The organism is Alkalithermobacter thermoalcaliphilus JW-YL-7 = DSM 7308, assembly GCA_001584565.1.
GTDB lineage: Bacteria > Bacillota > Clostridia > Peptostreptococcales > Peptostreptococcaceae > Alkalithermobacter > Alkalithermobacter thermoalcaliphilus.
This window is the reverse complement of sequence record LSFY01000001.1, coordinates 1,591,973-1,618,847: the sequence shown is the minus strand read 5'-3', so window position 1 is coordinate 1,618,847 and position 26,875 is coordinate 1,591,973. Positions and strand designations below refer to the sequence as shown.

General features: G+C 29.5%; 29 protein-coding genes and 1 pseudogene. 23 read left to right on the top strand and 7 right to left on the bottom strand.

Translation table 11 applies throughout. The annotated features are described in order from the left end of the window. Positions 1 to 72: 72 nt before the first annotated feature. The 12 genes from JWYL7_RS08345 (at position 73) to JWYL7_RS10945 (ending at position 11,151) form a co-directional block, all read left to right on the top strand. Entirely contained in the window at positions 73 to 1,920 is a 1,848-nt protein-coding gene (locus JWYL7_RS08345) for a polysaccharide biosynthesis protein (RefSeq protein ID WP_331721859.1), read from the top strand. A gap of 30 nt (positions 1,921 to 1,950) precedes the next feature. Continuing rightward, the gene (locus JWYL7_RS08340) at positions 1,951 to 2,607 is read left to right on the top strand and encodes an exopolysaccharide biosynthesis polyprenyl glycosylphosphotransferase (protein ID WP_066071665.1); all 657 of its coding nucleotides are present in this window, start codon (positions 1,951 to 1,953) and stop codon (positions 2,605 to 2,607) included. A gap of 12 nt (positions 2,608 to 2,619) precedes the next feature. Then, positions 2,620 to 3,627, top strand: a complete 1,008-nt coding sequence (gene galE, locus JWYL7_RS08335) for a UDP-glucose 4-epimerase GalE (RefSeq protein ID WP_066071662.1) — start codon at positions 2,620 to 2,622, stop codon at positions 3,625 to 3,627. A 20-nt stretch (positions 3,628 to 3,647) separates the two neighbouring features. Beyond that, positions 3,648 to 4,049, top strand: coding sequence for a sugar transferase (locus JWYL7_RS08330; RefSeq protein WP_083528362.1), 402 nt, complete (start codon positions 3,648 to 3,650; stop codon positions 4,047 to 4,049). A 35-nt stretch (positions 4,050 to 4,084) separates the two neighbouring features. Further along, positions 4,085 to 4,996: a glycosyltransferase family 2 protein gene (locus JWYL7_RS08325; protein ID WP_066071659.1), complete on the top strand. Its 912-nt coding sequence runs from the start codon at positions 4,085 to 4,087 to the stop codon at positions 4,994 to 4,996. Between the two features lie 14 nt (positions 4,997 to 5,010). Beyond that, positions 5,011 to 5,187: an NAD-binding protein gene (locus JWYL7_RS10910; protein WP_349254366.1), complete on the top strand. Its 177-nt coding sequence runs from the start codon at positions 5,011 to 5,013 to the stop codon at positions 5,185 to 5,187. After that, on the top strand, positions 5,166 to 6,176 hold the full coding sequence (locus JWYL7_RS08320; RefSeq protein WP_349254371.1) for a nucleotide sugar dehydrogenase: 1,011 nt from the start codon (positions 5,166 to 5,168) through the stop codon (positions 6,174 to 6,176). Before JWYL7_RS10910 ends, JWYL7_RS08320 begins: the two co-directional genes overlap by 22 nt. A 36-nt stretch (positions 6,177 to 6,212) precedes the next feature. Further along, a complete protein-coding gene (locus JWYL7_RS08315) occupies positions 6,213 to 7,256 on the top strand; it encodes a glycosyltransferase family 4 protein (protein ID WP_066071656.1) in 1,044 nt (347 codons plus the stop codon). 74 nt (positions 7,257 to 7,330) lie between these two features. Beyond that, on the top strand, positions 7,331 to 8,437 hold the full coding sequence (locus JWYL7_RS08310) for a glycosyltransferase (protein ID WP_066071654.1): 1,107 nt from the start codon (positions 7,331 to 7,333) through the stop codon (positions 8,435 to 8,437). A gap of 23 nt (positions 8,438 to 8,460) precedes the next feature. Beyond that, on the top strand, positions 8,461 to 9,903 hold the full coding sequence (wzy, locus tag JWYL7_RS08305; protein ID WP_066071652.1) for an O-antigen polysaccharide polymerase Wzy: 1,443 nt from the start codon (positions 8,461 to 8,463) through the stop codon (positions 9,901 to 9,903). Between the two features lie 59 nt (positions 9,904 to 9,962). After that, on the top strand, positions 9,963 to 10,931 hold the full coding sequence (locus JWYL7_RS08300) for a lipid II flippase MurJ (RefSeq protein WP_066071649.1): 969 nt from the start codon (positions 9,963 to 9,965) through the stop codon (positions 10,929 to 10,931). Then, positions 10,891 to 11,151, top strand: coding sequence for a lipid II flippase MurJ (locus JWYL7_RS10945; RefSeq protein ID WP_066071647.1), 261 nt, complete (start codon positions 10,891 to 10,893; stop codon positions 11,149 to 11,151). The genes JWYL7_RS08300 and JWYL7_RS10945 overlap by 41 nt, the downstream gene beginning before the upstream one ends. A 90-nt stretch (positions 11,152 to 11,241) precedes the next feature. On the opposite strand, the pseudogene JWYL7_RS10940 reads toward JWYL7_RS10945, so the two are convergent. Both JWYL7_RS10940 and JWYL7_RS08290 read right to left on the bottom strand, forming a co-directional pair. Then, a pseudogene (locus tag JWYL7_RS10940) lies at positions 11,242 to 11,337 on the bottom strand (IS3 family transposase); the annotation flags it as partial. Between the two features lie 7 nt (positions 11,338 to 11,344). Beyond that, on the bottom strand, positions 11,345 to 11,632 hold the full coding sequence (locus JWYL7_RS08290) for a transposase (RefSeq protein WP_083528360.1): 288 nt from the start codon (positions 11,630 to 11,632) through the stop codon (positions 11,345 to 11,347). Between the two features lie 27 nt (positions 11,633 to 11,659). On the opposite strand from JWYL7_RS08290, the gene JWYL7_RS10420 reads away from it, so the two are divergent. From JWYL7_RS10420 to JWYL7_RS08260, 7 genes are all read left to right on the top strand, one after another. Then, positions 11,660 to 11,923, top strand: coding sequence for a hypothetical protein (locus JWYL7_RS10420; protein WP_153011574.1), 264 nt, complete (start codon positions 11,660 to 11,662; stop codon positions 11,921 to 11,923). Positions 11,924 to 12,034: 111 nt separating this feature from the next. Next, positions 12,035 to 13,042, top strand: a complete 1,008-nt coding sequence (locus tag JWYL7_RS08285; RefSeq protein ID WP_066071641.1) for an NAD-dependent epimerase — start codon at positions 12,035 to 12,037, stop codon at positions 13,040 to 13,042. A 39-nt stretch (positions 13,043 to 13,081) separates the two neighbouring features. Beyond that, entirely contained in the window at positions 13,082 to 14,248 is a 1,167-nt protein-coding gene (locus JWYL7_RS08280; RefSeq protein WP_066071638.1) for a nucleotide sugar dehydrogenase, read from the top strand. A gap of 21 nt (positions 14,249 to 14,269) precedes the next feature. Next, positions 14,270 to 15,829, top strand: coding sequence for a murein biosynthesis integral membrane protein MurJ (gene murJ / locus JWYL7_RS08275; protein ID WP_072280214.1), 1,560 nt, complete (start codon positions 14,270 to 14,272; stop codon positions 15,827 to 15,829). A 58-nt stretch (positions 15,830 to 15,887) separates the two neighbouring features. Next, on the top strand, positions 15,888 to 16,805 hold the full coding sequence (gene galU / locus JWYL7_RS08270; protein ID WP_066071633.1) for a UTP--glucose-1-phosphate uridylyltransferase GalU: 918 nt from the start codon (positions 15,888 to 15,890) through the stop codon (positions 16,803 to 16,805). Between the two features lie 98 nt (positions 16,806 to 16,903). Then, positions 16,904 to 18,301, top strand: a complete 1,398-nt coding sequence (locus JWYL7_RS08265) for a tryptophanase (protein ID WP_331721861.1) — start codon at positions 16,904 to 16,906, stop codon at positions 18,299 to 18,301. Between the two features lie 100 nt (positions 18,302 to 18,401). Next, positions 18,402 to 19,901, top strand: a complete 1,500-nt coding sequence (locus JWYL7_RS08260; RefSeq protein ID WP_331721862.1) for a sodium-dependent transporter — start codon at positions 18,402 to 18,404, stop codon at positions 19,899 to 19,901. A gap of 20 nt (positions 19,902 to 19,921) precedes the next feature. Here JWYL7_RS08260 and JWYL7_RS08255 read toward each other — a convergent pair whose 3' ends face one another. The 5 genes from JWYL7_RS08255 to JWYL7_RS08240 all read right to left on the bottom strand — a co-directional run bounded on the left by JWYL7_RS08255 (position 19,922) and on the right by JWYL7_RS08240 (position 21,568). Then, entirely contained in the window at positions 19,922 to 20,272 is a 351-nt protein-coding gene (locus tag JWYL7_RS08255; RefSeq protein WP_066071630.1) for a hypothetical protein, read from the bottom strand. 37 nt (positions 20,273 to 20,309) lie between these two features. Beyond that, positions 20,310 to 20,843 carry a sigma-70 family RNA polymerase sigma factor gene (locus JWYL7_RS08250; RefSeq protein ID WP_066071627.1) on the bottom strand — a complete coding sequence of 178 codons (534 nt, stop codon included), beginning with the start codon at positions 20,841 to 20,843 and terminating at the stop codon, positions 20,310 to 20,312. A gap of 63 nt (positions 20,844 to 20,906) precedes the next feature. Then, on the bottom strand, positions 20,907 to 21,056 hold the full coding sequence (locus tag JWYL7_RS10210; protein ID WP_072280213.1) for a YvrJ family protein: 150 nt from the start codon (positions 21,054 to 21,056) through the stop codon (positions 20,907 to 20,909). Positions 21,057 to 21,102: 46 nt separating this feature from the next. Further along, entirely contained in the window at positions 21,103 to 21,321 is a 219-nt protein-coding gene (locus JWYL7_RS08245) for a DUF2922 domain-containing protein (RefSeq protein ID WP_066071624.1), read from the bottom strand. 25 nt (positions 21,322 to 21,346) lie between these two features. Further along, positions 21,347 to 21,568, bottom strand: coding sequence for a DUF1659 domain-containing protein (locus JWYL7_RS08240; RefSeq protein WP_066071619.1), 222 nt, complete (start codon positions 21,566 to 21,568; stop codon positions 21,347 to 21,349). Between the two features lie 120 nt (positions 21,569 to 21,688). Here JWYL7_RS08240 and JWYL7_RS08235 point away from each other — a divergent pair, with 120 nt between their 5' ends. From JWYL7_RS08235 to JWYL7_RS08220, 4 genes are all read left to right on the top strand, one after another. Continuing rightward, a complete protein-coding gene (locus JWYL7_RS08235; RefSeq protein ID WP_066071616.1) occupies positions 21,689 to 22,627 on the top strand; it encodes a dipeptidase in 939 nt (312 codons plus the stop codon). Positions 22,628 to 22,657: 30 nt separating this feature from the next. Further along, the gene (locus tag JWYL7_RS08230) at positions 22,658 to 24,277 is read left to right on the top strand and encodes a cell wall-binding repeat-containing protein (RefSeq protein ID WP_066071613.1); all 1,620 of its coding nucleotides are present in this window, start codon (positions 22,658 to 22,660) and stop codon (positions 24,275 to 24,277) included. A 16-nt stretch (positions 24,278 to 24,293) separates the two neighbouring features. Further along, a complete protein-coding gene (locus tag JWYL7_RS08225; RefSeq protein ID WP_066071611.1) occupies positions 24,294 to 26,096 on the top strand; it encodes a sensor domain-containing diguanylate cyclase/phosphohydrolase in 1,803 nt (600 codons plus the stop codon). A gap of 87 nt (positions 26,097 to 26,183) precedes the next feature. Beyond that, positions 26,184 to 26,852, top strand: coding sequence for a hypothetical protein (locus tag JWYL7_RS08220; protein WP_066071608.1), 669 nt, complete (start codon positions 26,184 to 26,186; stop codon positions 26,850 to 26,852). Positions 26,853 to 26,875 lie beyond the last annotated feature (23 nt).

Genomic DNA, 26,875 nt, shown 5'->3' with positions numbered 1-26,875 from the left:
TTGAAAAAATAGGCCAAACGGGTTATAATGTATAGGCAAAAAGAAATATACTGTCGTATAAGGGGGAAATATGTGGGATTGATAATAAACAAGATAAGAGTAAGACAAATAATACTCCTAGGACTTGACATAATACTATTTAACTTAGCTGCAATAATATCTTTAGAGCTTATATATAATTTTGATAGATCTGCATCATATATAGCAATCTTTAAACAATGGTCTATTGTATACACAATAGTTGCAGTAGCAATATTTTATACATTTAGATGCTACAAAAGTCTTTGGAGATACGCAAGTATAGAAGAAATGCTATCAATAGTCATCTCATCAATTACAACTATGATAATTATATACCCGATATTTAAACTTAAAAAACTAGACCTATCAGCAAACTTTTATATAATAAATACCTTAATAATGATAGGACTAAACGGAGGACTTAGATTTTCATATAGATTGATTAGAACATTAAAAACAAAACACCTTCTTAAAAAAGGAACTAAAGTCTTAGTAATAGGGGCAGGAGTTGCCGGTACACTAGTTATAAAAGAACTGTTTAATAATCCTCAAATTAAAAAAATACCAGTTGGAATAATAGATGACGACAAAGAAAAACTAGGAAGATTCATACACGGAGTTGAAGTACTAGGAGATAGAGAAAAGATAAAAGAAATAGTCGAAAAGAAAAACATAGACGAAATAATAATTGCAATACCATCTGTAGACAAACAAGAAAAAAGAAAAATAATACAAATATGTAAAGAAACAAAATGCAAACTAAAGATATTACCTGGAGTTTACGAAATAATAGATGGAACAGTAAATATACAAAGTGTAAGAGATGTTGAAATAGAAGATTTACTTGGAAGAGACCCTATAAAAGTTAACTTAAAAGAAATATCAGGATACTTAAAAGATCAAGTAGTTTTAGTAACAGGTGGCGGAGGATCTATAGGATCAGAACTTTGTAGACAAATAGCAAGATTTAACCCTAAAAAGCTTTTAATACTAGATATATACGAAAACAATGCATATGACATACAACAAGAACTAATAAGAAAATATCAGGACAAGCTAAATCTTAAAGTAATAATAGCATCTGTAAGAGACAAAAGAAGAATGGAACAAATATTTACAGAATATAATCCTGACATAGTTTTTCACGCAGCAGCACATAAACACGTTCCACTTATGGAAGCAAATCCAACAGAAGCTATTAAAAACAACGTATTTGGAACTTTAAATGTAGCTGAGCTTTCTGATAAATACAACGTAAAAAGATTCGTACTTATATCAACAGACAAAGCAGTTAACCCAACAAACATAATGGGAGCTACAAAGAGAATTGCAGAGATGATAATACAAACGCTCAATAAACACAGCAAAACAGAATTTGTAGCAGTAAGGTTTGGAAATGTATTAGGAAGCAACGGAAGCGTTATACCACTATTCAAAAAACAAATAGCTGAAGGTGGACCAGTTACAATAACACATCCAGATATTACAAGGTATTTTATGACAATACCAGAAGCTGTGCAGCTCGTAATACAAGCAGGAGCAATGGCAAAAGGTGGAGAAATCTTTATACTAGATATGGGAGATCCAGTAAAAATAGTAGATCTAGCAAGAGACCTTATAAAACTTTCGGGCCTAGAGCCAAATGTAGATATTGAAATTAAGTTCACAGGACTTAGACCAGGAGAGAAACTTCAAGAAGAAACTGCAAGAAAAGATGAAGCAATATTTACCACAGAGTATTATGAAATCTTTATAGAAAAAGACTCTGAAGTTGAAACAGATATAAAAAAGCTTTATACCAAAATACAGATGCTAGAGAGTATATCTAATGGAGATGAATTAGAACTTATGGATATAGTTATAAAGAACATTATTCCAAACTATAAGAAGGTTATTTAGATAAAACAAATCATTATAGGGGGACTCATTATGGAAAAAACAAGTATAGAATCTTATTTTGATGAATGTGCAGTAGCACTTGATAATACTTTATATGTCGAAGATACGTTGATTTACGATTTAATAAAAAGAGCTATAGATATTGTATTGTCTACTATAGGTATTGTTATAGGCATACCCATAATTTTTATTTTTTCAATACTTATAGTATTGGAAACTCCAGGTTCACCTATTTATTCACAAGAAAGAGTAGGAAAAAACGGAAAGAAATTTACTATATATAAATTAAGATCTATGTATAGTGATGCAGAAAAAAATGGTGCTAAGTGGGCAAGCAAAAATGATCCTAGGGTAACAAAAGTAGGTTCTTTTATAAGAAAAACTAGAATAGATGAGTTGCCACAATTATTTAATATACTAAAAGGAGATATGAGTATAGTAGGACCAAGACCAGAAAGACCTGTTTTTACTTATCAATTTAATGAAGAAATCCCTGGATTTATAAATAGGCTTGCTGTTAAACCAGGTCTTACAGGATGGGCACAAGTAAATGGTGGATATGAAATGACACCAAAGGAAAAACTTCAAGCTGATATGTATTATATAAGAAATAGATCACTGATGTTAGATATATATATAATTTTAAAGACAGTAAAGATAATATTTACTGGCGAAGGTGCCAGGTAAGGGGGTAGTATATTGGCAGTATTAGTAACTGGCGGAGCAGGATATATAGGAAGTCATACTTGTGTAGAGCTACTAAACTTAGGATATGATGTAGTTGTTGTTGATGACCTTTCAAATAGTAAAGAAGAATCGATTAAAAGGGTTGAAAAAATAACAGGAAAAAAAATAAAGTTTTATAAAGTTAATTTATTAGAAAGAGATAAATTAGAAAATATTTTTAAACAAAACAAAATTGATGCAGTGATACATTTTGCTGGGCTTAAGGCTGTTGGTGAATCAGTTCAAATTCCTTTAAAGTATTATCATAACAATATTACAGGAACCATTGTTTTGTGTGAAGTTATGAAAAAGTATGGAGTTAAAAAGTTAATATTTAGTTCTTCAGCTACTGTTTATGGAAATGTAGAGAAGGTTCCAATAACAGAAAATTTTCCACTTAGTGCAACAAATCCTTATGGAAGGACTAAGTTGTTTATAGAAGAGATGTTAAGGGATTTATATATTTCAGATAATGACTGGAGTATTGCTCTTTTAAGATACTTTAATCCAATAGGAGCCCATGAAAGTGGTCTTATTGGAGAAGATCCAAATGGAATTCCAAACAATCTAATGCCTTATGTTACTCAAGTTGCAGTTGGGAAATTAGATGAACTTAAAGTTTTTGGTAATGATTATGATACTCACGACGGTACTGGAGTTAGAGATTATATACATGTTGTAGATTTGGCAAAAGGGCATGTAAAGGCATTAAACAAAGTAATGAACTCGAAAGCAATAGAAGCATACAATTTGGGAACAGGTAATGGATATAGTGTGTTAGACTTAGTTCATACTTTCGAAAAGGTTACTGGTCAAAAGGTAGCTTATAAAATTACTGAAAGAAGGCCAGGAGATGTAGCTAAATGTTATGCAGATCCTACAAAGGCAAATAGAGAACTTGGCTGGGTAGCACAAAAGAATTTAGAAGATATGTGTACAGATGCTTGGAGATGGCAAAGTAATAATCCAAATGGATATTAGTGAAGATGCATTATTTATAAATTCGGATATATGTACAAAGATGCAGAAAAAATGGTGCAAAATGGGCAGATAAAGATGACCCTAGAGTAACTAAAATAGGAGCATTTATAAGAAAAACAAGAATAGATGAAATACCACAATTATTAAATGTTTTAAAAGGAGAAATGAGTATAGTTGGCCCAAGGCCAGAAAGACCTTGTTTTACATACGAATTTAATGAAGAAATTCCAGGATTTATAAATAGATTAAAAGTTAAACCTGGATTAACAGGTTGGGCACAAGTTAATGGTGGCTATGAAATGACACCAAAGGAAAAGCTAGAAGCGGATTTATATTATATAGAAAATAGAAGTATATTATTAGATTTGAAAATAATATTTAAAACAATTAAAATTGTATTAACTGGTGAAGGTGCGAGGTAGATTAAAATCGGGTTATAATAAAGGTGGAAATAGTAATGGATAAAAAAGTTAGTGTAATAATACCAACATATAAACGATGTGATTTTTTGCAAAGAGCAATAGATTCTGTACTTAATCAAACATATAAAAATGTTGAAGTTGTAGTCGTAGATGATAATATTCCACAATCGGAATATAGATTAAAAACAGAAAAGATTATGGAGAAATATAAAGATAATATTAATGTAATTTATATAAAAAATACAAAAAATATTGGAGGTGCATTGTCAAGAAATAAAGGTATAAAATTTTCTTCTGGAGACTATATTACTTTTCTTGATGATGATGATATTTATCTTCCTTATAAAATAGAAAAACAGCTCACTTTTATGATTGAACACGATTTAGAAATGTCTTTTACTAATGTTAGAGTGCATAATAGTAAAGATAAACTAATAGATTTTAGAGAACATTCATATATTAAAAATTGGTCCAATGAAGATTTGTTAAAACAACATTTGATGCATCATTTAACACCAACTACAACATATATGTATAAAAAGGATTCACTTAAAAGAATAGGTGGTTTTGAAAAGTCAAAAGTGGGACAAGAATTTATATTAATGTTAAAATCTATTGAAAGAGGATTAAAAATTGGTTATTTGCCTAGAGCAGATGTAATTCAATATGTACATGAAAATGAACGAATATCTGTAGGTCCTAATAAAATGAATAATGAAAGACAAATATATAACTTAAAGAAAAAATATTTTAATAGATTAAAATTTAGAGAAAAACAATATATTAAGTTTAGATATCATGCTGTTATGACAGTTGTTGGAAAAAGGAGTAAAGCATATGTTTTTGCTCTAAAGCACTTATTTCTTGTATTTTTAATATCACCATTAGATTGTGTTTATGAACTTATCAAACAATATAAAAAAATAAAAAAATATAGTAAACAATAAGGGGCGAGAATAAAATGAAAATTGCAGTTGCAGGAATGGGTTATGTAGGTTTATCAATAGCTGTTTTGTTAGCACAACATAACGAAGTGGTAGCAGTAGATATTATTCAAGAAAAAGTAGATATGGTTAATGATAAAACATCTCCAATTGTAGATAAGGAAATACAGGAATTTTTACAATCAAAGAATTAAACTTAAAAGCAACAACAGATACGTATAAGGCATACAAGGATGCTGAATATATTATAATTGCTACTCCAACAGATTATGATCCAGAAAAGAATTACTTTAATACTAGAACAGTAGAAGTAGTTATTGCAAATGTGTTATCTATTAATCCTGATGTAGTAATGGTTATTAAATCAACTATACCATTAGGTTATACAGAAAAAGTGAAAAATATGTTTAATACAGAAAATATAATATTCTCACCAGAATTTTTAAGGGAAGGAAAAGCTTTACATGATAACCTATATCCTTCAAGAATAGTTGTCGGAGAACAGTCAGAGAGAGCGGAGAAATTTGCTAATTTACTTTTAGAAGGTGCAATTGGAAAGGATGTACCAGTATTATTTACAGATTCAACAGAAGCAGAAGCAATTAAACTTTTCGCCAATACTTATCTTGCGCTTCGTGTGGCATATTTCAATGAGCTTGATTCTTATGCTGAAGTGCGAGGGCTTAATACTCAGCAAATTATAGAAGGCGTTGGACTGGATCCGCGTATTGGAAATCATTATAATAACCCATCATTTGGATATGGTGGATACTGTTTACCCAAGGATACTAAACAACTCTTAGCCAATTACCAGAATATCCCTCAAAACATAATGACGGCGGTAGTTGATGCAAATAGAACCAGAAAAGATCATATTGCTGAGATGATATTGAAGAGAAACCCAAGGATAGTAGGTATCTACAGACTTACGATGAAGATGGATTCTGATAATTTTAGACAGTCTGCAATCCAAGGAGTTATGAAGCGTATTAAAGCTAAAGGTATTGAGGTTGTAGTATATGAACCAGCTCTGAAAGAGGATGGATTCTACCACTCAAGAGTGATAAAAGATTTTGATGAATTTAAGCAAATTTCAGATGTTATTGTTGCAAATAGATTATCTGATGAGATTAAAGATGTAGTGGACAAGGTCTATACAAGAGATTTGTTTAGTAGGGATTAATTATAATAGATAGTCCTTACAATTTGGAGGTGCTATATGTATAAGGTAGGAGTATGTGGACATATTGGTATAGGGAAATCCCTTGTAAATGGACAGACTGTCAAGACTAAAGAATTAATAGAAGAACTTAGGATTATACTTGGAGAAGAAGAAGTGTGTTATGTAGATACACATAATTGGAAAAGGAATCCTTTAAAACTAATATTCCAATCAATTTTGCTAATGAAAAAAAGTGAAAATTTGATAATCCTTCCTGCTCATAACGGAGTAAAAATATTCGTTCCATTATTTTCTGTGATGAATAAATTCTACAAGAAAAAAATACATTACTGCGTGATAGGGGGATGGTTGCCTAATCTTGTTGAACGAAATAAATGGTTGATTACATTTCTTCGCCTTTTTAATAATATTTTTGTTGAGACGAATGTGATGCTTAACCAGCTTAATGTAAGAGGATTAACAAATGTTCAAGTAATATCTAATTTCAAGAAGTTAGAGTTTAATGACGAAATTTCAATTGTTGAAAACTATTCAAAACCATATAAGTTATGTATTTTTTCTAGAATCATGAAAGAAAAAGGTGTAGAAGATGCGATCGATACCGTCATGAGAATTAATTCTAAATATAATAACACCATTTACACATTGGATCTTTATGGTCCGATTGAGAGTAGTTATAAAAAAGAATTTGAAGAGTTATTAAAAAAATTACCGGAAACTATTAAGTATAGAGGCGTCATAGAACCTAGCAAATCAGTAGAAATAATTAGCAAGTATTATTTGCTGTTATTTCCAACGCGATTTAAAACAGAAGGAATTCCGGGTACGATTATTGACTCATATACGGCAGGGGTGCCTGTCGTAGCATCAAATTGGGATTCGGCTAATGAAATTATTGAAGATAAAAAAACAGGATTTATTTTTCCGTTAGGCGATTTAGAAAGTTTTTTCTCAATACTAGATGATCTTTCCAAAATGAGTAAGCAAATTGCAGAAATGAGATATGAATGTATCGAAAGAGCGAAAAAATACTCTAGCAATGTTGTTGTAAAAAAAATTTGTGATTTTATGGAAAAATAGTTATGGTTAAGTTTATATTCTTTTGATTTTTAAGAATTAAAATCTTTTACTTATAATTTAGATGAGGTGTGATAATGAAGAAAAAACTGAAAGTAATGCAAATAATTCCTAATTTAGCTCTTGGAGGGGCTGAAATTATGGTTGAAAACTTATCATACGCATTAGATAACGAAGGTGTTGATGTTAAGATCGTTAGCTTATATACTTATTCTTCTCCAATTACTGAGAGGTTGAAAAAATGTAACATCCATGTTTATTTTTTAGGAAAAAGAAAAGGATTTGACATACGAATATTATGGCAATTGTTTAAATTATTCTATAAAGAAAAGCCTGATGTTATACATTCTCATCTTTATGCGACTACATATTCTATACCGGCCGCAATTTTAGCAGGTATTAGTATAAGAGTACACACGATTCATAGCATAGCAAATAAAGAAATAAACTCATTTAAAAGGAAAATTTATAAGTTCTTTTATAAATATTGTAAAGTTATACCAGTTGCGATTAGTTCAAAGGTTAAGGATACCTTTTATGAAGAATATAAGCTACCTAAAATTAGTGTGCCTTTAATATATAATGGAATTAATCTTGCAAGGTGCGAGACGAAACACTACGGACCCAATCCACCAAACATTATTAATATTGTTCATGTTGCCAGTTTTAAAGAAGCTAAAAATCACTCGGGTTTAATAGATAGTTTCAAAATTGTACATAAAAGTAATCCGAGTACAACACTTACACTTATTGGAACAGGGCCATTAGAAGAAAAAATTAAAGAGAAAGTTCGTGACCTAGAATTAGAAAATAGCGTTATTTTTTTAGGGGCTATGGATAATGTATTTCCGTTTCTAAAAGAGGCTGACATATTTGTATTGCCATCCTTATGGGAAGGGATGCCCATGACATTAATTGAAGCTATGGGGACTGGTTTACCAATAGTAGCAACTAATGTGGGAGGTATTCCTGATATGATTGAAGATAAATTTTCAGGTTTGCTTGTTGATGTAAATATTGAAGAAATCGCTCAAGCAATATTGGACTTATCATATAATTATGAACTTAGAAAAGAGATTGGGCATAATGCAAAATCTCAGGTAGAGAGATTTTCTGCAAAAATAATGGCCGTAAACTATTTGAATTTATATTTAGCGAACGATAATAAGAAAGATAGTAGATGACATTAAAGAATAAGGAGTAGACTATGTTAAAAAATAGATACGCAAGTACAAAGTTAAAATTTTTACTAAAGTATTTTTTAATTCTTACATTAGCTCTGGCGCTATCATTACTTTACATAATGGAGGTAATATTGATAGAGTCTGCTTTTGTAGTTGCAATTTTGACTGTAGGGCTTTATCCACTATTAAAGGTGTTGCTAAATAAAAGAATTGAGCCGTTGACCCCAAAGACAATAATTCCTTTTACATATATGTTATATGCGTTAGGACCCTTAGCTTATAAAGAAGAATTTTCATCATCCACTTTATCAATTTATTTATCTTTACAATTATTAGGTATGGTAAGTTTAAATATTGGACTAAGTATGAGGAAAAGAAATAAGCTCAATAAGAATTCATTTAATGAATCCCATCAAAGACAGATCCTAAAAAGGACAAGCATTATATTTTTGTTGGTAGCTTTTGTTTCAACGTTATCTGAGATTATTTCATTCGGTGGAATTGGTAATTTAATAAACATAGGTTATGGTGGAGACAGGTTTTTACATTTAACGACTACTTTTATGATTGGCGGAGGATTTCAATGGTTAATTTTATCAGGAGCAATTATTTGGTATTATGGCTTGAAAACTTCATCAGTAAGTAGTAAACAGTTAGGTATCATAATTATTAGTATCTCAGTAATTGTCTTCTTTCTTATTGGGGGGAGAAGTACACTTGTATATACCTTTATCTTCATAAGTATAGTTTATTATTATCAAAAAAGAAATATTAATGGGAAATTAGTAATTTTTATGCTTATAATTGGAATAATTGCATCTCAGTTATATTCCAATGCTAGGTATTATTTGCCTTATGGCTTTACCGAAACAGTAACAAATACTTGGAGAATTTTCACCAATAATCCAATGGCGTTTATGCCTTTGCCATCAAATATTAATGAATTTAGAATCCCAGCTAAATCGTTACTAGAGGTCATAGAAAATGGAAATGGGTTTGAATTTTACGGACGTTCTTATATATCTGCAATAGGAACCCCTTTTCCATTTATAAATCGATTATTTAATTATATTGGAGTTAACCCGTCGGTATGGTTTTTAGATAAGTACCATCCTGATATTTTAGCAGGAGGTGGTGGTTTAGGTTTTTCTCCTGTAACAGAAGGGTATATGAATTTTGGAATGTTAGGAGTAGTCATTCATATGTTTTTATATGGGTGGACAATCTCATGGATATTTCAAAATTATAAAGAAAAAAGATCAGTTAGCTCATTATTGTTGTATGCAGGAGCTTTGCCAATTTTTGCTCTAGATGGGTTGAGAATACATTTAGGTTCTGCTTTTTATAAATTATTCAGAATCTATCTAATGCCATTTTTCATATATCTTTTAATACATTTATTAAGTAAAAATCGAAGTAAAAATAATGAAGCAACTCGAATTGATTCTTCGAGTAATACGCATTAAGCTTATTTATCTAATAAGTGTTTAAGGAGTAATTATATGAAAAAAACTGCAAAGCAATAATGCTGATAACTATTATTTCTAAAATATTTGGCTTTTTAAGAGACATCATTATATCATATTATTATGGTGCATCTAATGTTAGTGATGCCTATTTGATATCTCAGACAATACCAAGTGTAATTTTCGGGTTTATCATAGCTGGTTTAACAGCAGGATTTATACCAATTTATACAAGTATATTAAAAAATCAAAAAGAAAATGATGCTAATGATTTCATGAATAACATAATTACAATATTACTAATTATATGTACAGTAATAATTGCAATTGTATTTCCGTTCGCTGAAACTGTTGTTAAATTATTCGCAACTGGATTCGAAGGTGAAACCCTTCAATTAGCCATTAGATTATCAAAAATTAGTATATTAGCGATTTATTTTACTGGGGTTATGACTATTTATTCAGGTTTTTTACAAGTTAAAGATAGGTATCTGATACCCGCATTAATTGGATTGCCTTTTAATATTTTAGTAATAGCATCAATTATTTTAAGTAAAAAAATAGACATAATTGTTTTATCAATAGGTTTTGTAGTTGCAACAGCATCACAATTGTTTATATTAGTTCCATTTACGAGGCAAAAAGGTTATAAATACCAATTTAAATTAGATATTAAAGATAATAATATTGTTAATCTTTTCAATATGGCATTACCAGTAATGTTAGGACTCTCAGTTAATCAAATTAATACGTTGGTAGATAGAACATTAGCATCTAATATTGTAATCGGAGGAATTTCATCTTTAAACTACGCTAGTAAATTAACAGGATTTATTCAAGGAATTTTTGTTATGTCAATAGTAACAGTGCTATACCCAAAAATATCTAGAATGATGGTTGATAAAAACACTACCGGCATAAAGGCAGTGTTAAAAAAATCGATTTTAGGAATTATGATTATAGTATTTACCAGCAACAGTAGGGATTATGGTATTATCAAAACCTTTATTCTCTATTTTATTTGGTAGAGGTGCGTTTAATAGCGAAGCTATAGAAATGACTTCAAAAGTACTATTTTATTATTCAATTGGTATGATCGGATATTGGATCTATGTCAATATATTGGACAAAATTTTAGGTTTTTATGATAAAATTACCGCCATCCTTGACAATCCAAACATAAATGCTTTTAAGTTATCACCCGAAGGCGAAGAACTCAAAGCAAACTATGTAAATTCGCCTTCGTGAAGGTGAATTGTAGCATTTATTTATTGGATTATCAAGGACAAGCCCCGTTGGGGTGGCTATTATTCCCCTCAGGCTCGAATCTAAAGCAAACTAAGCTACTTTACATAATTGCTCAAACTCAATAGGTGACATATAATTTATGGCAGAATGAATCCTTTTTCTATTGTAAAAACCTTCTATGTATTTACTGGATTTATTTCTTCGCGAATATAGCCATAGCCTTTTTTAATATTTCATTTTCTTCCTTAAGTCTAGCATTTTCTTTTTTGATTCTATTGATTTCCTCTAGGTTTATAGTACCTTCTTCTGTTTTGATTGGGGCCTTTTTCTTCACCCAATTACGGATTGATGTCTCGCTTAGGCTATATTCGCGGGCTACTTCTTTAACTGATTGTCCAGATGCTACTAACTCAGTAATCATTGTTTTAAATTCTTCTGTAAAAGTTCTTCTTTCAGACATTTTATGGACACTTCCTTTCATGGTTATTAGTATATTAAAAACCTTATTTTGTGTCCATACTTATATACTAACATCACAATTAGTTTTCCATATCATCCAAAGACTATAAGATTCTATAAACAAATTGATCAAGAAGAATTATGCACTACGATTTTAAATATCAAAAATAATAGTGTTTTAAGTATGTTAGAAAGAACACTAGATAAGAATTGGTTAAAAGGTTTTGAGGAAAAAAGAAATTTAATACACCCAAAATTGATGAAAAAAGCATTGCTAAATAAAAACTATATGAAAGAATTTTTAAAACTATAGCTCTTTTTCCAAGCATTAATATTTCCAAGCATTAATAAATGTTTAAATAAATTGATTTTATATAATCTGGTCATAAACTCATCTTAAAAATAATGTAAAGAGGTGAATTGTTTGAAAATACTAATAACAGGTGCAGCTGGATTTATAGGTTTTCACCTATCTAACTTATTACTAGAAAAAAACTATCAAGTAATAGGGATTGATAATTTAAATGACTATTATGATCCAAAATTAAAAGAAGACCGATTAGCAATACTAAAACAAAATTACAACTTTATATTTCACAAAGTAGACCTTAAAGATAAAGTAGAAGTTGATAAAATATTTGAGACATACAAACCAGAATATGTAATACATCTTGCAGCCCAAGCTGGAGTAAGGTATTCTCTTAAAAATCCATATGCCTATGTAGATTCAAATTTAGTAGGATTTATGAATATACTTGAAGCATGTAGAAATTATCCAGTAAAACATTTAATATATGCTTCTTCAAGTTCTGTGTATGGTGGTAATAAAGTTGCTCCATTTTCAACAAATCATAATGTAGATCACCCAGTAAGTTTATATGCCGCTACTAAAAAAGCAAATGAGCTTATGTCCCATACTTATAGCCATTTATACAAAATACCAACAACAGGGCTAAGATTTTTTACAGTTTATGGCCCTTGGGGAAGACCAGATATGGCTTATTTCTCATTTACTAAGGATATAATAGAAGGAAATCCAATAAAAGTATTTAATCATGGTAACATGGAAAGAGACTTTACTTATATTGATGATATTGTAGAAGGAATATATAGATTACTTGATTTAATACCACAACCAAAACTAGATTGGGATGAATCAAAAGATGATATAAGTACAAGTTTTGCACCATATAAGATATATAACATAGGTAATAATAAACCTGTAAAGCTTGAAAAGTTTATTTCAATTTTAGAAGAAAAGATAGGTAAGAAGGCAAATAAAGTGTTTATGGAAATGCAACCAGGAGATGTGCTAAGAACTTATGCAGATGTATCTGACTTAGAAAATGATACTGGATTTAAACCTAGGACAAGCATTGAAGAAGGTTTAGGTAAGTTTGTAGATTGGTACAAAGAATATTATGGTGTATAATTTAAAAACATAAAAAATATTGAATAGGGGGAATTTAAGATGAAAATTGCAGTTGCAGGAATGGGTTATGTAGGTTTATCAATAGCGGTTTTATTAGCACAACATAACGAAGTGGTAGCAGTAGATATTATTCAGGAAAAAGTAGATATGGTTAATAGAAAATTATCACCAATAGTAGATAAAGAAATACAAGAATTTCTAGATACTAAAGAATTAAATTTGGTTGCTACAACTGATAACTTTAAAGCATACAAAGATGCTGATTTTGTAGTTATTGCTACTCCAACGGACTATGATCCAGAAAAGAATTACTTTAATACAAGAACAGTAGAAGCAGTTATTGCTAATGTGTTATCTATTAATCCCGATGCAGTAATGGTTATTAAATCAACTATACCAGTAGGTTATACAGAAAAAGTGAAAAAAATGTTTGAAACTGATAATATAATATTCTCTCCAGAATTTTTAAGGGAAGGAAAGGCTCTTTATGATAACCTTTATCCTTCAAGGATAATTGTAGGAGAACAGTCAGATAGAGCTAAAGTATTTACTGACTTATTATTACAAGGAGCTATAAAAAAAGATGTTCCTGTCTTATTTACTAACCCGACAGAAGCAGAAGCTATAAAACTTTTTTCTAATACATATCTTGCAATGAGAGTTGCATTCTTCAATGAGCTTGATACATATGCAGAACTGAGAGGATTAAATACCAAGCAAATAATAGAAGGGGTATGTTTAGATCCTAGAATAGGAAATCATTACAATAATCCTTCCTTTGGTTATGGCGGATATTGCTTACCTAAAGATACAAAACAATTAAGGGCAAATTATGAAGATGTACCTAATAACATAATTGGAGCAATTGTAGATGCTAATAGAACCAGAAAAGACCATATCGCTGATATGATAATAAAAAGAAATCCAAAAGTTGTTGGAGTATATAGACTTACAATGAAAACAGATTCTGATAATTTTAGACAATCAGCTATTCAAGGGGTAATGAAACGAATTAAAGGAAAGGGTATAGAAGTTGTTATATATGAGCCAGTATTACAAGAAGACACTTTCTACAATTCAAAGGTAATTAGAGATTTAGAAGAATTTAAAAATATATCTGATGTAATTTTAGCTAATAGACTTTCAGAAGATCTACAAGATGTAATGGATAAAGTATATACTAGGGATATTTATTGTAGAGATTAATAGGATGAGGAGAGAACTATTTTGTCAGGAAGTAAAGCAGTAAAATCAATATTTATATTAGCAGTATTTACTCTAATAAGTAAAGTACTTGGATTTTTCAGAGAAGTCCTTATAGCATCAAAATTTGGTGCAGGATTAGAAACAGATGCTTTCTTTGTTGCTTTAACTGCAACAACACTTTTTTCTAGTTTTTTTATTAGTTCCATTAGAACTACTTTAATCCCAATATTATCAGAGATTGAAATTAAAGAAGGTAAAAAAGCAAAAATTAACCATACTAATAACTTTTTAAATTTATTTCTTCTTATATCTTCACTATTAATACTACTTCTCTATTTCTTAGCACCTAATGTTATTAAAATTCTAGCTATTGGATTTGAAGACCAGCAATTATACTTAGCAAAATATCTTATGCGTCTAGGTTTACCTATGATATTCATTACCTGTTTAATAAATATTGTCCGTGGATATTTGCAAAGTGAAATGATATTTACAGAAGAAGGATTATCAAATTTACCTTTTAACATAATTAATATTTTCTTTTTGGTATTTTTATCAGGTATTTTTGGTATCAAAGGATTAATGGTTGCAAGTGTAATTGCTACTTTTTCTCAATTTTTGATTCAAATACCTAATATAAAAAAGATAGGATTTAAATATCAGTTTAAAATCGATTTTAAGGATGAATATCTAAAAAAACTACTTTATTTAATTCCACCAGTATTATTAAGTGTTGCTATTGACGATTTAAATCAAATTATAGACAGATCTTTAGCTTCTACTTTAACAGAAGGAAGTATTTCAGCATTAAATTATGGAAATAGACTAACAAATTTTATTTTTGGAATTTTTATTGCTAACTTATCTACAGTAATTTTTCCTATGCTTTCAAAGGAATCAAACAAAGATAATTTAAATGGTTTTAAAAAGATGTTAAGGTACAGTTTTAATACTATTATACTAATTGCAATACCTGCATCAGTAGGGATGATAGTTTTAGCTGAGCCTATTGTAAGAGTAGCATTTCAAAGGGGAGCCTTTAATCAAGAGGCCACTTATTTAACTGTAGGTGCTATGGTATTTTACTCTGTTGGATTAGTTGGTGTTGCTTTAAAACCTTTGCTAAATAGAGCATTTTATTCATTGCAAGATACCAAAACTCCTATGATAAATGCTGCGATAGCAGTAGCTGTTAATATTATTTTAAATCTTATACTTATAAGATACATGGCCCATAGAGGCTTAGCTTTAGCTACATCTATATCTGCAATTCTAACTTCGATATTATTATTGTATTCTTTAAGAAAAAAAATAGGGCCATTAGGAATCAAAGGATATCTAATTTGTATGTTAAAGTCAGGGATTTCTTCTATTATAATGGGAGTAGTTGTTTATTTTATGTATTATAATTTAGAAGCTATATTTGGTGGAAATAACATAAAAGATTTAATAATACTAATGTTTTCAGCAGGAACAGGTGCTTTATTATATGCAATTTCGATATATTTTATGAAAGTGGAAGAAGTAGAATGGGGTATAAATCTATTTAAAAATAAGTTTTTTAAAAAGAAAGTAGGATAGTAGTAGTTTGTAGTAAGTACTTTTTTCTAGCTGTTTATTTCATGAGGAGGTAATAAAAATGAAAGTACGTAAAGCTATAATACCTGCAGCTGGGCTTGGAACAAGATTTTTGCCAGCAACTAAGGCTCAGCCTAAGGAGATGCTTCCTATAGTTGATAAGCCAACACTTCAATACATAATTGAAGAAGCTGTAGAATCTGGTATAGAAGAAATCCTTATAATAACTGGAAGAAATAAAAAAAGTATAGAAGATCACTTTGACAAATCAGTTGAACTAGAACTAGAACTTGAAACTAAAGGAAAGCATGATCTGTTAGAGGAAGTTAGAAAGATATCTGATATGGTAAATATCCATTATATTAGGCAAAAAGAACCTAAAGGACTTGGGCATGCTATATATTGTGCTAAAAGTTTTATAGGAAATGAACCTTTTGCAGTTTTATTAGGAGATGACATAGTATATAATCCTGATAAGCCTTGTTTAAAACAAATGATAGAGGTTTATGAACAATACAAAACTTCTATACTAGGGGTTCAACAGGTAAAGCTTGAAGATGTAAGTAAGTATGGAATTGTAGATGGAAAGTTTATAGAAGATAGAGTGTATAAGGTTAAGGGATTGGTAGAAAAGCCATCTGTAGAAGATGCTCCGTCTAATGTAGCTATTTTAGGTAGATACATAATTAATCCAGCTATATTTGAAATTTTAGAAGATACAAAGCCAGGAAAAGGTGGAGAGATACAGCTTACAGATGCTTTAAAAGAGCTTGCAAGTAGGGAAGCTATGTATGCTTATGACTTTGAAGGTAAAAGGTATGATGTAGGTGATAAGTTAGGTTTTTTACAGGCAACAGTAGAGTATGCTTTAAGAAGAGAAGATTTAAAAGATGAGTTTCTTAGCTATTTAAAAAGTACTATAGAAAAAGAAAGAGAGTTATCTAAAATAGGAGAAGCTGCGATTACGAAAGAAGTGTAGGTAGTATAAATAGGGCAAAATTTTTGCCCTATTTTTGCATATGAAAACATTTTCATAAAAAATAATTTTTATGATATAATATATAGGAGTTAGTATATATGGAAAGGGGAATTAACATGAGAAAAGTGAAAGCTGAACCTTTTAAGATTAAGATGGTTGAACCTTTAAGACAAATATCAAGACAGGAAAGAGAGAAGGCTTTAATTAATGCAGGATACAATCCATTCTTACTTAAAAGTGAAGATGTGTACATAGACTTACTTACTGATAGTGGTACTGGTGCTATGAGTGATAGACAGTGGGCAGGTATTATGATGGGTGATGAGTCTTATGCAGGTAGTAGAAACTATTATAATCTTCTTCACACATCACAAGATATATTTGGATATGAGTATATAATTCCAACTCATCAAGGAAGGGGAGCTGAGCAGGTTTTATTCCCTCTTTTGATTAAGAAAGGTCAGTATGTTCTTGGTAATATGCACTTTGATACTACTAAGGCTCATATAGAGTTAGCTGGAGGTAGAGCAGTTAACTTTATAACTAAGGAAGCTCTTGATACTATGACTTATCATCCTTTCAAGGGAAATTTTGATCTTTGTGCTATGGAAAGCTTTATAAAAAATACTGATGTTAAGGATATAGCGTTTATACTTATTACTGTAACTTGTAACAGTGCTGGAGGTCAGCCTGTTTCTATGGAGAATATAAAGGGTGTAAAACAGATAGCTGATAAATACGGTATTAGAGTATTTTTAGATGCTGCTAGATTTGCAGAAAATGCTTATTTTATAAAGGAAAGAGAAGAAGGTTATAAGGATAAGTCTATAAAAGAAATAGTAAAAGAAATGTTCTCTTATGCTGAAGGATTTACTATGAGTGCGAAAAAAGATGGTATAGTAAATATAGGAGGACTTTTAGGAATAAAAGAAGACGAAAATCTTTATATAGAAGCTAGAAGTAGGCTTGTTCCACTAGAAGGTTTCCCAACTTATGGAGGTCTTGCAGGTAGAGATATGGAGGCTCTTGCTATAGGTCTTCGCGAAGGAATTGATGAAGATTATTTAGCTTACAGAATAGATCAGGTTAAGTATCTTGGCGATAGACTTATAGAAGGTGGGGTTCCAATTCAGTACCCAACTGGTGGGCATGCAGTATTTGTTGATGCTAAAAAGATGCTTCCACATATTCCATATTATCAATTCCCAGCTCAGGTTTTAGCAAATGAGCTTTATTTAGAGGCTGGCATAAGAGGAGTTGAGATAGGGTCTTTCCTTTTAGGACGCGATCCAGAAACTAATGAGCAGCTTGAATCTCCTCTTGAGCTAGTTAGGCTTACTATTCCAAGAAGGGTTTATACTTACAATCATATGGATGTTATTGCTGAGGCTTTAATTTCTATTAAAGAAAGAGTTCATACTTTAAAGGGTCTTGAGTTTACATTTGAACCAAAAGTTTTAAGACACTTTACTTCAAGACTTAAGCCTGTAGAATAAAAAAAATCCCTAAGGATTAGATTCCTTAGGGATTTTGTGTTATAATACATAAAAATATTCATATAATTTAAAAAATTAAGTTTTTTTGAGGGGTGATATATTGGAAAAGAGAGATCAATGGAAGTCTAGAACAGGATTTCTTATGGGAGCTATAGGGGCTGCAATAGGTCTTGGCAATCTTTGGAGATTTCCGTATCAAGCTTATTCAAGTGGTGGGGGAGCTTTTTTAATTCCTTATATTTTTGCTCTTTTTACAGCAGGAATTCCTCTTATGATTATGGAGCTTGGCTTTGGTAGTAAAATGAAGGGAGCTGCGCCACTTGCTTTTAGAAAACTTGGAGGTAAATGGGAGTTTTTAGGCTGGTGGCAGGTTATGATTCCACTTGTTGTTATGACTTTTTATTCTTGCGTTATTGCTTGGAGTGTAAATTATTTGTTTATGTCTTTTAGTTTAGGTTGGGGAGATGATGCAGGAAGGTTTTTTATTGGAGAGTTTTTAAAGCTTTCTTCTTCTCCTTGGGAGTTTGGAGGTCTTAGAGTTAATATATTGATAGCTGTTTTATTTGTATGGATTATAAATTATAGTATAGTTAAAAGGGGTATTTCAGGTGGAATAGAAAAAGCTTGTAAGTTTATAATGCCGCTTTTAGCTATCTTAATGCTTATTATGACTTTAAGGGGAGTAACTTTACCAGGAGCTAGACATGGTCTTAGTTATTTGTTTAATCCAGATTTTTCAAAGATACTTGACCATAGGGTTTGGATATCTGCATATAGTCAGGTTTTCTTTTCTACTACTTTAGCTGTTGGTGTTATGATTGCATATTCTAGTTATCTTCCAGAAAAGTCTGATATAGTTGGTAATGCTCATATAACTGTACTTGCAAATGCTAGTTTTGATATTTTAGCAGGACTTTGTGTATTTGGTCTTTTAGGTTATTATGCATATAGTTTTAATATTCCTTTTGATGAAGTTATGACTAATGGAGCAGGGCTTGCTTTTGTTGCTTTTCCTACTGCTATTAGTAATCTTCCTATGAATGACTTTTTTAAGAGTTTGTTTGGGTTTATGTTTTTCTTTGCTTTAATTATAGCTGGTATATCTTCAAGTGTTTCTATGCTTGAATCTTTTGCATCAGCTATTCTTGATAAGTATGATATTAAAAGAGATAGATTAATAAAATTTATATCTATATTTGGATTTTTTGGAAGTGCGTTGTTTGCAACTAGAGCAGGGGTATTTTTACTTGATATAGTTGATCACTTTGTAGGAAACTATGGAATAGCACTTATCGGGCTTGTTGAAGCTATTGTGTTAGGATATGTTTATAAGGCTGAGAAAATGAAGGAAGATGTAAATCAATATTCAAGTATGAAAGTTGGAGCTTGGTGGGTATTTTGCATTAAATATATAACTCCTGTGGCTTTAAGTTATTTATTTATTCAAAATGTGATTTCAGAATTTAAAGCACCTTACGGCTCATATCCTATAAGTGCTCTTATTGTATTTGGTCTTAGTGTTGCTTTAGGTATGTTTGTAATATCTCATATTTTAGCTAAGAAACCTTGGAAAAAGGGAGTATTTTCTAAAAATAATTAAAAGGCCTTATTTTAGGCCTTTTATACTCTTTTTCTTCTTTTTAGCATAGCTATATTATACATATTGTTTGCAGTTGCATATTCAACAAAATTTAGATCATTTCTAATTGAGTTCATTTTGCCATCAAGCTTTGATACTTTAAATGTTAAATCATCTATAGCGGCTTTATGAACTTGGCTTGAATGTTCTAAGGCTTTTAGAATTTGTGAATGCTCTTTTTGTTGAATTTTAATTAATTCTACATCTTGTTTAAGAGTATTAACATCAGCTTTAAGAGTATTAACATCTTCTTTAAGAGATCTTATATCTTCTTTCATTTCACTCATATCGCCTTGAATCTGTTTTAATATAGAAAGTATTTCATTTTGCATTTTTATCCCTCCTAAGTGTTATAACAATAATATTTTATCATAAAACTGTAGACTTTGAGAATAATGTATGTAGCTTTCTGATAGCTCTAGATTTTAGCAGTTTTGCATATTTATATGATATATTTAGGTCTTTAGATATGTTTACTAAAGTATCTTTGTTTAGCACATTTTCAATTATGATATATTTTTCTTTATCGCTTAATATAGAAAAAATATCTTGTATATCTATAATAGAAAAGTCTTCTTCATATATGTGTTCTATGTATTCATCTACTATAATTTCTTTTGAGCTTTCTTTTAGCTGCCTTCTTTTTTTGTCCCAGTAAAAACAACTTATCATATATTCTATATATCCTAAAAATCTTGTATTTTTTTCAAAGTCAAAGTCATTTATAAGTTCTATAAGCCTTAAAATGCCATCGCTATAAAGGTCTTCATCGACATATCCAAAGTAGTGTTTACACTTAGCTTTTATAAGTGGGCTTAAAGCATCTATTAAAGACTCTAAAGATTTTTTACATCCATTTTGACAAGATACAACAAGATTATTTATTCTTTCGTAGTTTTTCAAAAATCTCCCCCCTAACACACAAACATATGTTCGGTTAAATTATATAAAAAAATAACGAGTTAATCAATATTTAACTAGTTTTGATATAGAGGTGTTTAAGTGATTTATACTTTCTGTAAGTCTTTCTAGTTTTTCTTCTATTTTAGTAAGTAAATAGATAGAAAGAACTATAGGAAAGCCTACATTAGATATTAAACTTAAAACTTCTGCCATAATATTCTCCTTTCATAAGTTATGAAAAGGCCCAAAGGGCCCTTTTTTAGTCTATATAGACATTGTGAGTGTCTACATTTATGATTTTAGCTTCTTTCTTTTCTGAAATTCCAACTCCTTTAAATGTAAATATATTTTTAGTTACTATAAAGTCCATAAGATTTTTTATATCGGTATCTGTTACATTATCTTTTATATTATCAAATGATATAGTAGTAGTTTTTCCATCTTCTTTTATAAATTTCATCTCAAGTATTCTTTTCATAAATATCCCCCCATTAATATGCTAATTATTCACTTAATATGCTATTGTCTATTCTATTTACTGAAACTAAGAAGTTTTCCTGAAGATTTGAGAGCATATCAGCGAACTGATAAAGGTCATTGTCTAAAATGTTTACCCTAAAGTTTCTTATAGTTTTTGTTTGAAATTTTTCAATTCCATTTTGGTCAAGTCCTAAAGAGTACCTAAGTCTTAAAGATGTTTCTGTTTTGATAGAATTTACTGGCATATTATCAACCCCTTTCACTTATATATATGGACAAGATAAGTTTAAAGGGGAATTAAAATTTAAAAATAATTATACAAAAAAAGTAGTATAATTATATAAATACTTAAAGAAGGTGATGTTGTGAGGATATTTGATGCTCATTGTGATATATTTACAGATATTATTCAAAAAAGAGATATTGGAATAAAAAATGTTTTGCCAAAGCATATTGATAACTTTAAAAAAGGAAATGTATTTGGAAGTATATTTGTTGTATGGACTGAAGAAGAATATAGTTTTTCACAAAAAAGAAGTTTAGATATTTTAAAAGCTGGAGTAGAGGAAATTAAGCTTTGTAGTAAGGATATGACGATTACTAAAAGTTATAAAGAAATATTAAGTGCAATAGATGAAGGAAAGATATTTGCTATATTGGGTTTAGAAGGAATTAGCTTTATTAAAGATAAAATAGATTATATATATGATTTATATAATTTGGGCATTAGACATATTAGCTTAACATGGAATGAAGAAAATTTACTGGCAACAGGAGCTTTAGGAAGCAAAGATAGGGGAGTTACACGTCTTGGAATTGAAGCTATAAATATTATTGAAAGTTTAGGTATAATTTTAGATGTATCTCATTTAAATGAAAAAAGTTTTTGGGATGTTTATAAATATGCTAAAAAGCCCTTTATAGCATCTCATAGCAATGTTTATAATCTTTGCAAAAATGGGAGAAATTTAAAAGATGATCAAATAAAGGCTATAAAAGATGTAGGTGGAGTTATAGGTATAAATGCTTGGCCAAGTTTTGTAGATGAAAAAAATGCTTGTATTGAAAAGGTTGTAGATCATATAGAATATGTTATAGACCTTATAGGATTAGATTATGTAGGATTAGGGTTTGACTTTTGTGAATTTAAATCTCCTAAAGAAATATTAATTTCTAACTTTTATGATCACAGTTATAGTCAAAGTATAATAGATATTTTAAGAAAAAGAGGTCATAAAGATGATGAAATAAGAAAAATAGCTTATCAAAATTTTCTAAGAGTATTAAAGGAAATATTAGTATGATAAAATATAGATATCAAAGGAGGTGTTTTTATGAAGAAAATTACAAGTTTGGCTTTGGTATTAGCTTTAATTTTGTCTATATTTAGTATAAATATATATGGATATGATAAAGATATTCAAATTGTTGTTGATAATAATAGCTACAATGGAGTATTACAAATAAAAAATACAGGTTATAAAAGTTTAGACTCTCTTAGTTTTGATATAATTCCAAAAACAAGCAGTGTTTTATTAAAGGATAGTAAAGAAATAGTTTTGAGAAAAAATATAAGAATATCTAATAATTCAACAAAAGAGGACTTAACAAACTTAAAAGTAATCATAGATATAGGAGAAAGTTTAAGTTCGCTTCATATTAAAGAAAAACAAATAATTTGTAATTATAACTATACTATGGTTTTAGATGAAAATAATGATAGATTAGTCGAGGTTATAATAAATAAAGTTCCAAAAATGTCTAGTGTAGTAGTTAGTATAGATAGAATATATGAAATATCAAATCCTGTTATAGATATAAATAAAGTAAAAGTTAATTATTCACAACAAACTTTAAATTCTTTAAGTAGGTATCTTAGAGAAGAACCAAAAATAGAGGTAAATAATGAGCAAATAAAAAGTAAGGCAATCGAAATTACAAACGGAAAAAATAATATATATGAAAAAGCTTATGCTATATTTTCTTGGGTTAATTTAAACTTAAATTATGATACAAATCCTCAATATGCAAATAAAGGAGCACTTAGTGCTTTCACATACAGAAAAGGTGTATGTGAAGAATTTGCAAAGCTAATGGTAGCAATGTTAAGGAGTGTAAATATTCCGGCTAGAAGTGTAATAGGATACAGACATTATGTAGGCGATTTACATGAAATTCAAGATATTAGTTCATCATACCATGAATGGGTAGAGTTTTATGTGCCTGAAGTTGGATGGGTAGGGGCTGATCCTACAACATTTTGGTATAGAAATGGAAAAAGAGTTGTACCCGATTATGAATTTATAAACTTTAATGGCTTATCTCATATAGTAACAGATTATAATGATGTGAATATAATAAGATTTATTCCTTTGCAAGGATCTAATGCCTTTAAAATTGTAGACGATTTAGATTTTGATAAAGCTGTAATAGCAAGTGGAGAAAACTTTCCAGATGCGCTTTCTATAGCGTCTATTGCTGCAAGTAAGGGTTGGCCGATATTGCTTACTAGAAAAGATAGTATACCAGAAAAAATAAAATCAATTTTAGATGAAAATAATTTAGATAAGGTTTATTTAATAGGAGGAGAAGGCGTTATATCTAAGAAAGTAGAAAATGACATACAAAATTCTCATAGAATTTATGGAAAAGACAGGTTCGAAACTAATGTTCAGATAGCTTCATATTTTAATGACCATATAAATTATGAAAAAGTATATATAGCTATAGGACAAGGACAAATAGGAAATGAGTTTGCAGATGCACTAGCAGCAAGCGCATTAGCAGCTAAGAGTAATTCATTTGTATTTTTAACATCAAATACTATAAGGGAGTTAACTTTAAATCATATAATAAATAATTCAAATAGTTCAACAAACATTATTGCTTTAGGGGGAGAAAAGGTTATTCCACAATCAATTTTAGATGTGATTTTAAGTAAGTTTAGAAATTAATATATGGAGGAATTACATGGAAAAGCTCTTTAATGAGAATTTAATAGTTAAAAAACTTATAACGTTTACAATAAATGCCTCTTTGTTATCAGGCATTTACTTAGCCTCTATACACTTTTTAGACAAATCCTCAATATATGAAAACATTATAGCTTCCATTATAGCGATTATAGTATTTAGCGTTGTAGTGGAAGCTTTGAAAGATAACATAGAATCTTTCATAGATAAAATATTATATAAAGATAATTATTCAAAAATTCAGATACTAAATGATTTTAGCAAAAAAGTAAACAATACATTAGATATAGAGCAGCTTTCTGATCAGATTTTAGAGACAATATTAAGTACTATGAAAATCGATAGTGTTTCACTTTTATTAAAAGAAAATAATAATTATATAACTTTTCAGACAAAGGGTAAGGTAAGCAATATTAGTGATCTTAGACTGAATGAAGAAAGTGATATTTTAAAATATCTTAAAAATAGTGACGTTGTAACGCAATATCAAATATACAAGTTAGCATATTTAGAAAATGATTGTTACAAGGGAATAGGTATTATTGTTCCTATAAGGCTTAGAGAAAATATTATAGGAATGTTTATTTTGCCACAAAGACATAAAGGATATGATAAAAGTGATATAGATTTTCTCCTAGCAATTGCTAATAGCAGTGCTATAGCAATAGAAAATGCAAAACTTTATACTCAAATAAAGTTAGAGTCTATAACAGATAGTTTAACAAAACTTTATAATCGAAGGTATTTTAAGGATGTATTTGAAAATCTTATTGAAAATAAAATTTTAGATAATTTTAGTGTTGCTTTAATTGATGTAGATCATTTCAAACTTTTTAATGATTTATATGGACATTACGAAGGAGATAAAGCTTTAAAAAAACTAGGAGATGTATTAAAAAACTTTACAAGACCTCAAGATATAGTAGCAAGATATGGTGGAGAGGAATTTGCAATAATACTTCCTAATTTATCAGAAAAAGATGCTTTAGAATTATTAGAAAATCTTAGAAAATGTATTCAAAATGAGTTTAATTCATTAAATGATATGAGTAAGTTTTTAACTGTTAGCATAGGGATAGCTAATTTTCCAAGATCAGGAATAACTAAAGAAGATATACTAAAAAAAGCAGATAAGGCTCTTTATTCAGCTAAAAAAAGAGGAAAAAATCAATGCGTTGTATATGAAGAATATGAAAATGAATTTCGAACGGAAGATATAGAGGGAAAAATAGAAAATGCATATTTTTCAGCAGTACATGCTTTAGCTGCAACTATTGATGCAAAAGATAGATATACATATGGGCATTCTGAAAATGTATCAAAATATGCTGTAAAGCTTGCTAAAGCAGCTGGGTTTAGTAAAGAACAAATAGAAATTGTAAAGCATGCGGGCCTTTTGCATGATGTAGGGAAAATAGGAATCCCAGAACATATATTAACTAAGCCGTCTAGGCTTAGTGAAGAAGAAATGGAAATTATGAAAAAGCATGTAGATATGTCTGTAACTATAATAAAGCATATACCAAATTTAGTTAAGGTTTTACCTTCTATAATTTGTCATCACGAAAGGTATGATGGATTAGGGTATCCAAGAAAAATAAAGGGTGAAAGTATACCTATAGAAGGAAGATGTTTAGCTATAGCAGATGCTTTTGATGCGATGACTACAGATAGACCTTATAGGAAAGCTATGAGTATAGAAGATGCACTAAGAGAAATACAAAAAAATAAATCAACTCAATTTGATCCTTATCTTGCTGATATATTTATATCTTTATTTGATAAAGAAACGGTAATATAGTTATATATTTTTTAATAAAACTACATATTCTAATATAGATAATAAATCTTTTAAGTTTTTAAAATTTAAAAGGATAGGAGAAAGTGTATGAAAAAAACATTTATTTTAGCAATATCTATTTTATTAATGTTTGCTATGTTTACTGGATGTACTAATCAAAAACCCGATGAAGATAAGATTAATGATAAGATCGAAGAAAGAGAAAATGATGAGATTAAAGAAGATGAAAATACAAGCAAGGAAAACAAAAGTCCAAAGGAAATAATAGAAGAAAGATCTTATGAAGCTATAAAAGCACTTTCTAAAAAAGATATGAAAACTCTTTCAAATATTGTTCATCCAACAAAAGGAGTTAGATTTACTCCATATACTTATGTAGATGTTGAAAGGGATTTGGTATTTGATAAAGAGAAAATTTCTAATTTCTTTAGTGATGAAAATGTATATATGTGGGGATACTTTGATGGAACTGGAGATGAGATAAAGTTAAAACCATCAGAATACTATGAAAGATTTATATATAGTAAAGATTTTATAAATGCTGAAAAGATAGGGTATAATGAAGTACTAAGCTTTGGAAATATGCTAGAGAATCAATTTAAAGTCTATGACGATCCTATAATTGTAGAGTATTATTTTTCAGGATTTAATCCTGAATATGCTGGAATGGACTGGAGAAGTTTAAGACTTGTATTTGAAGAATATAAAGGTAACTGGTATTTAGTTGGGATAATTAATAATGAGTGGACAATATAAAGAGCAGGTTAATCTGCTCTTTT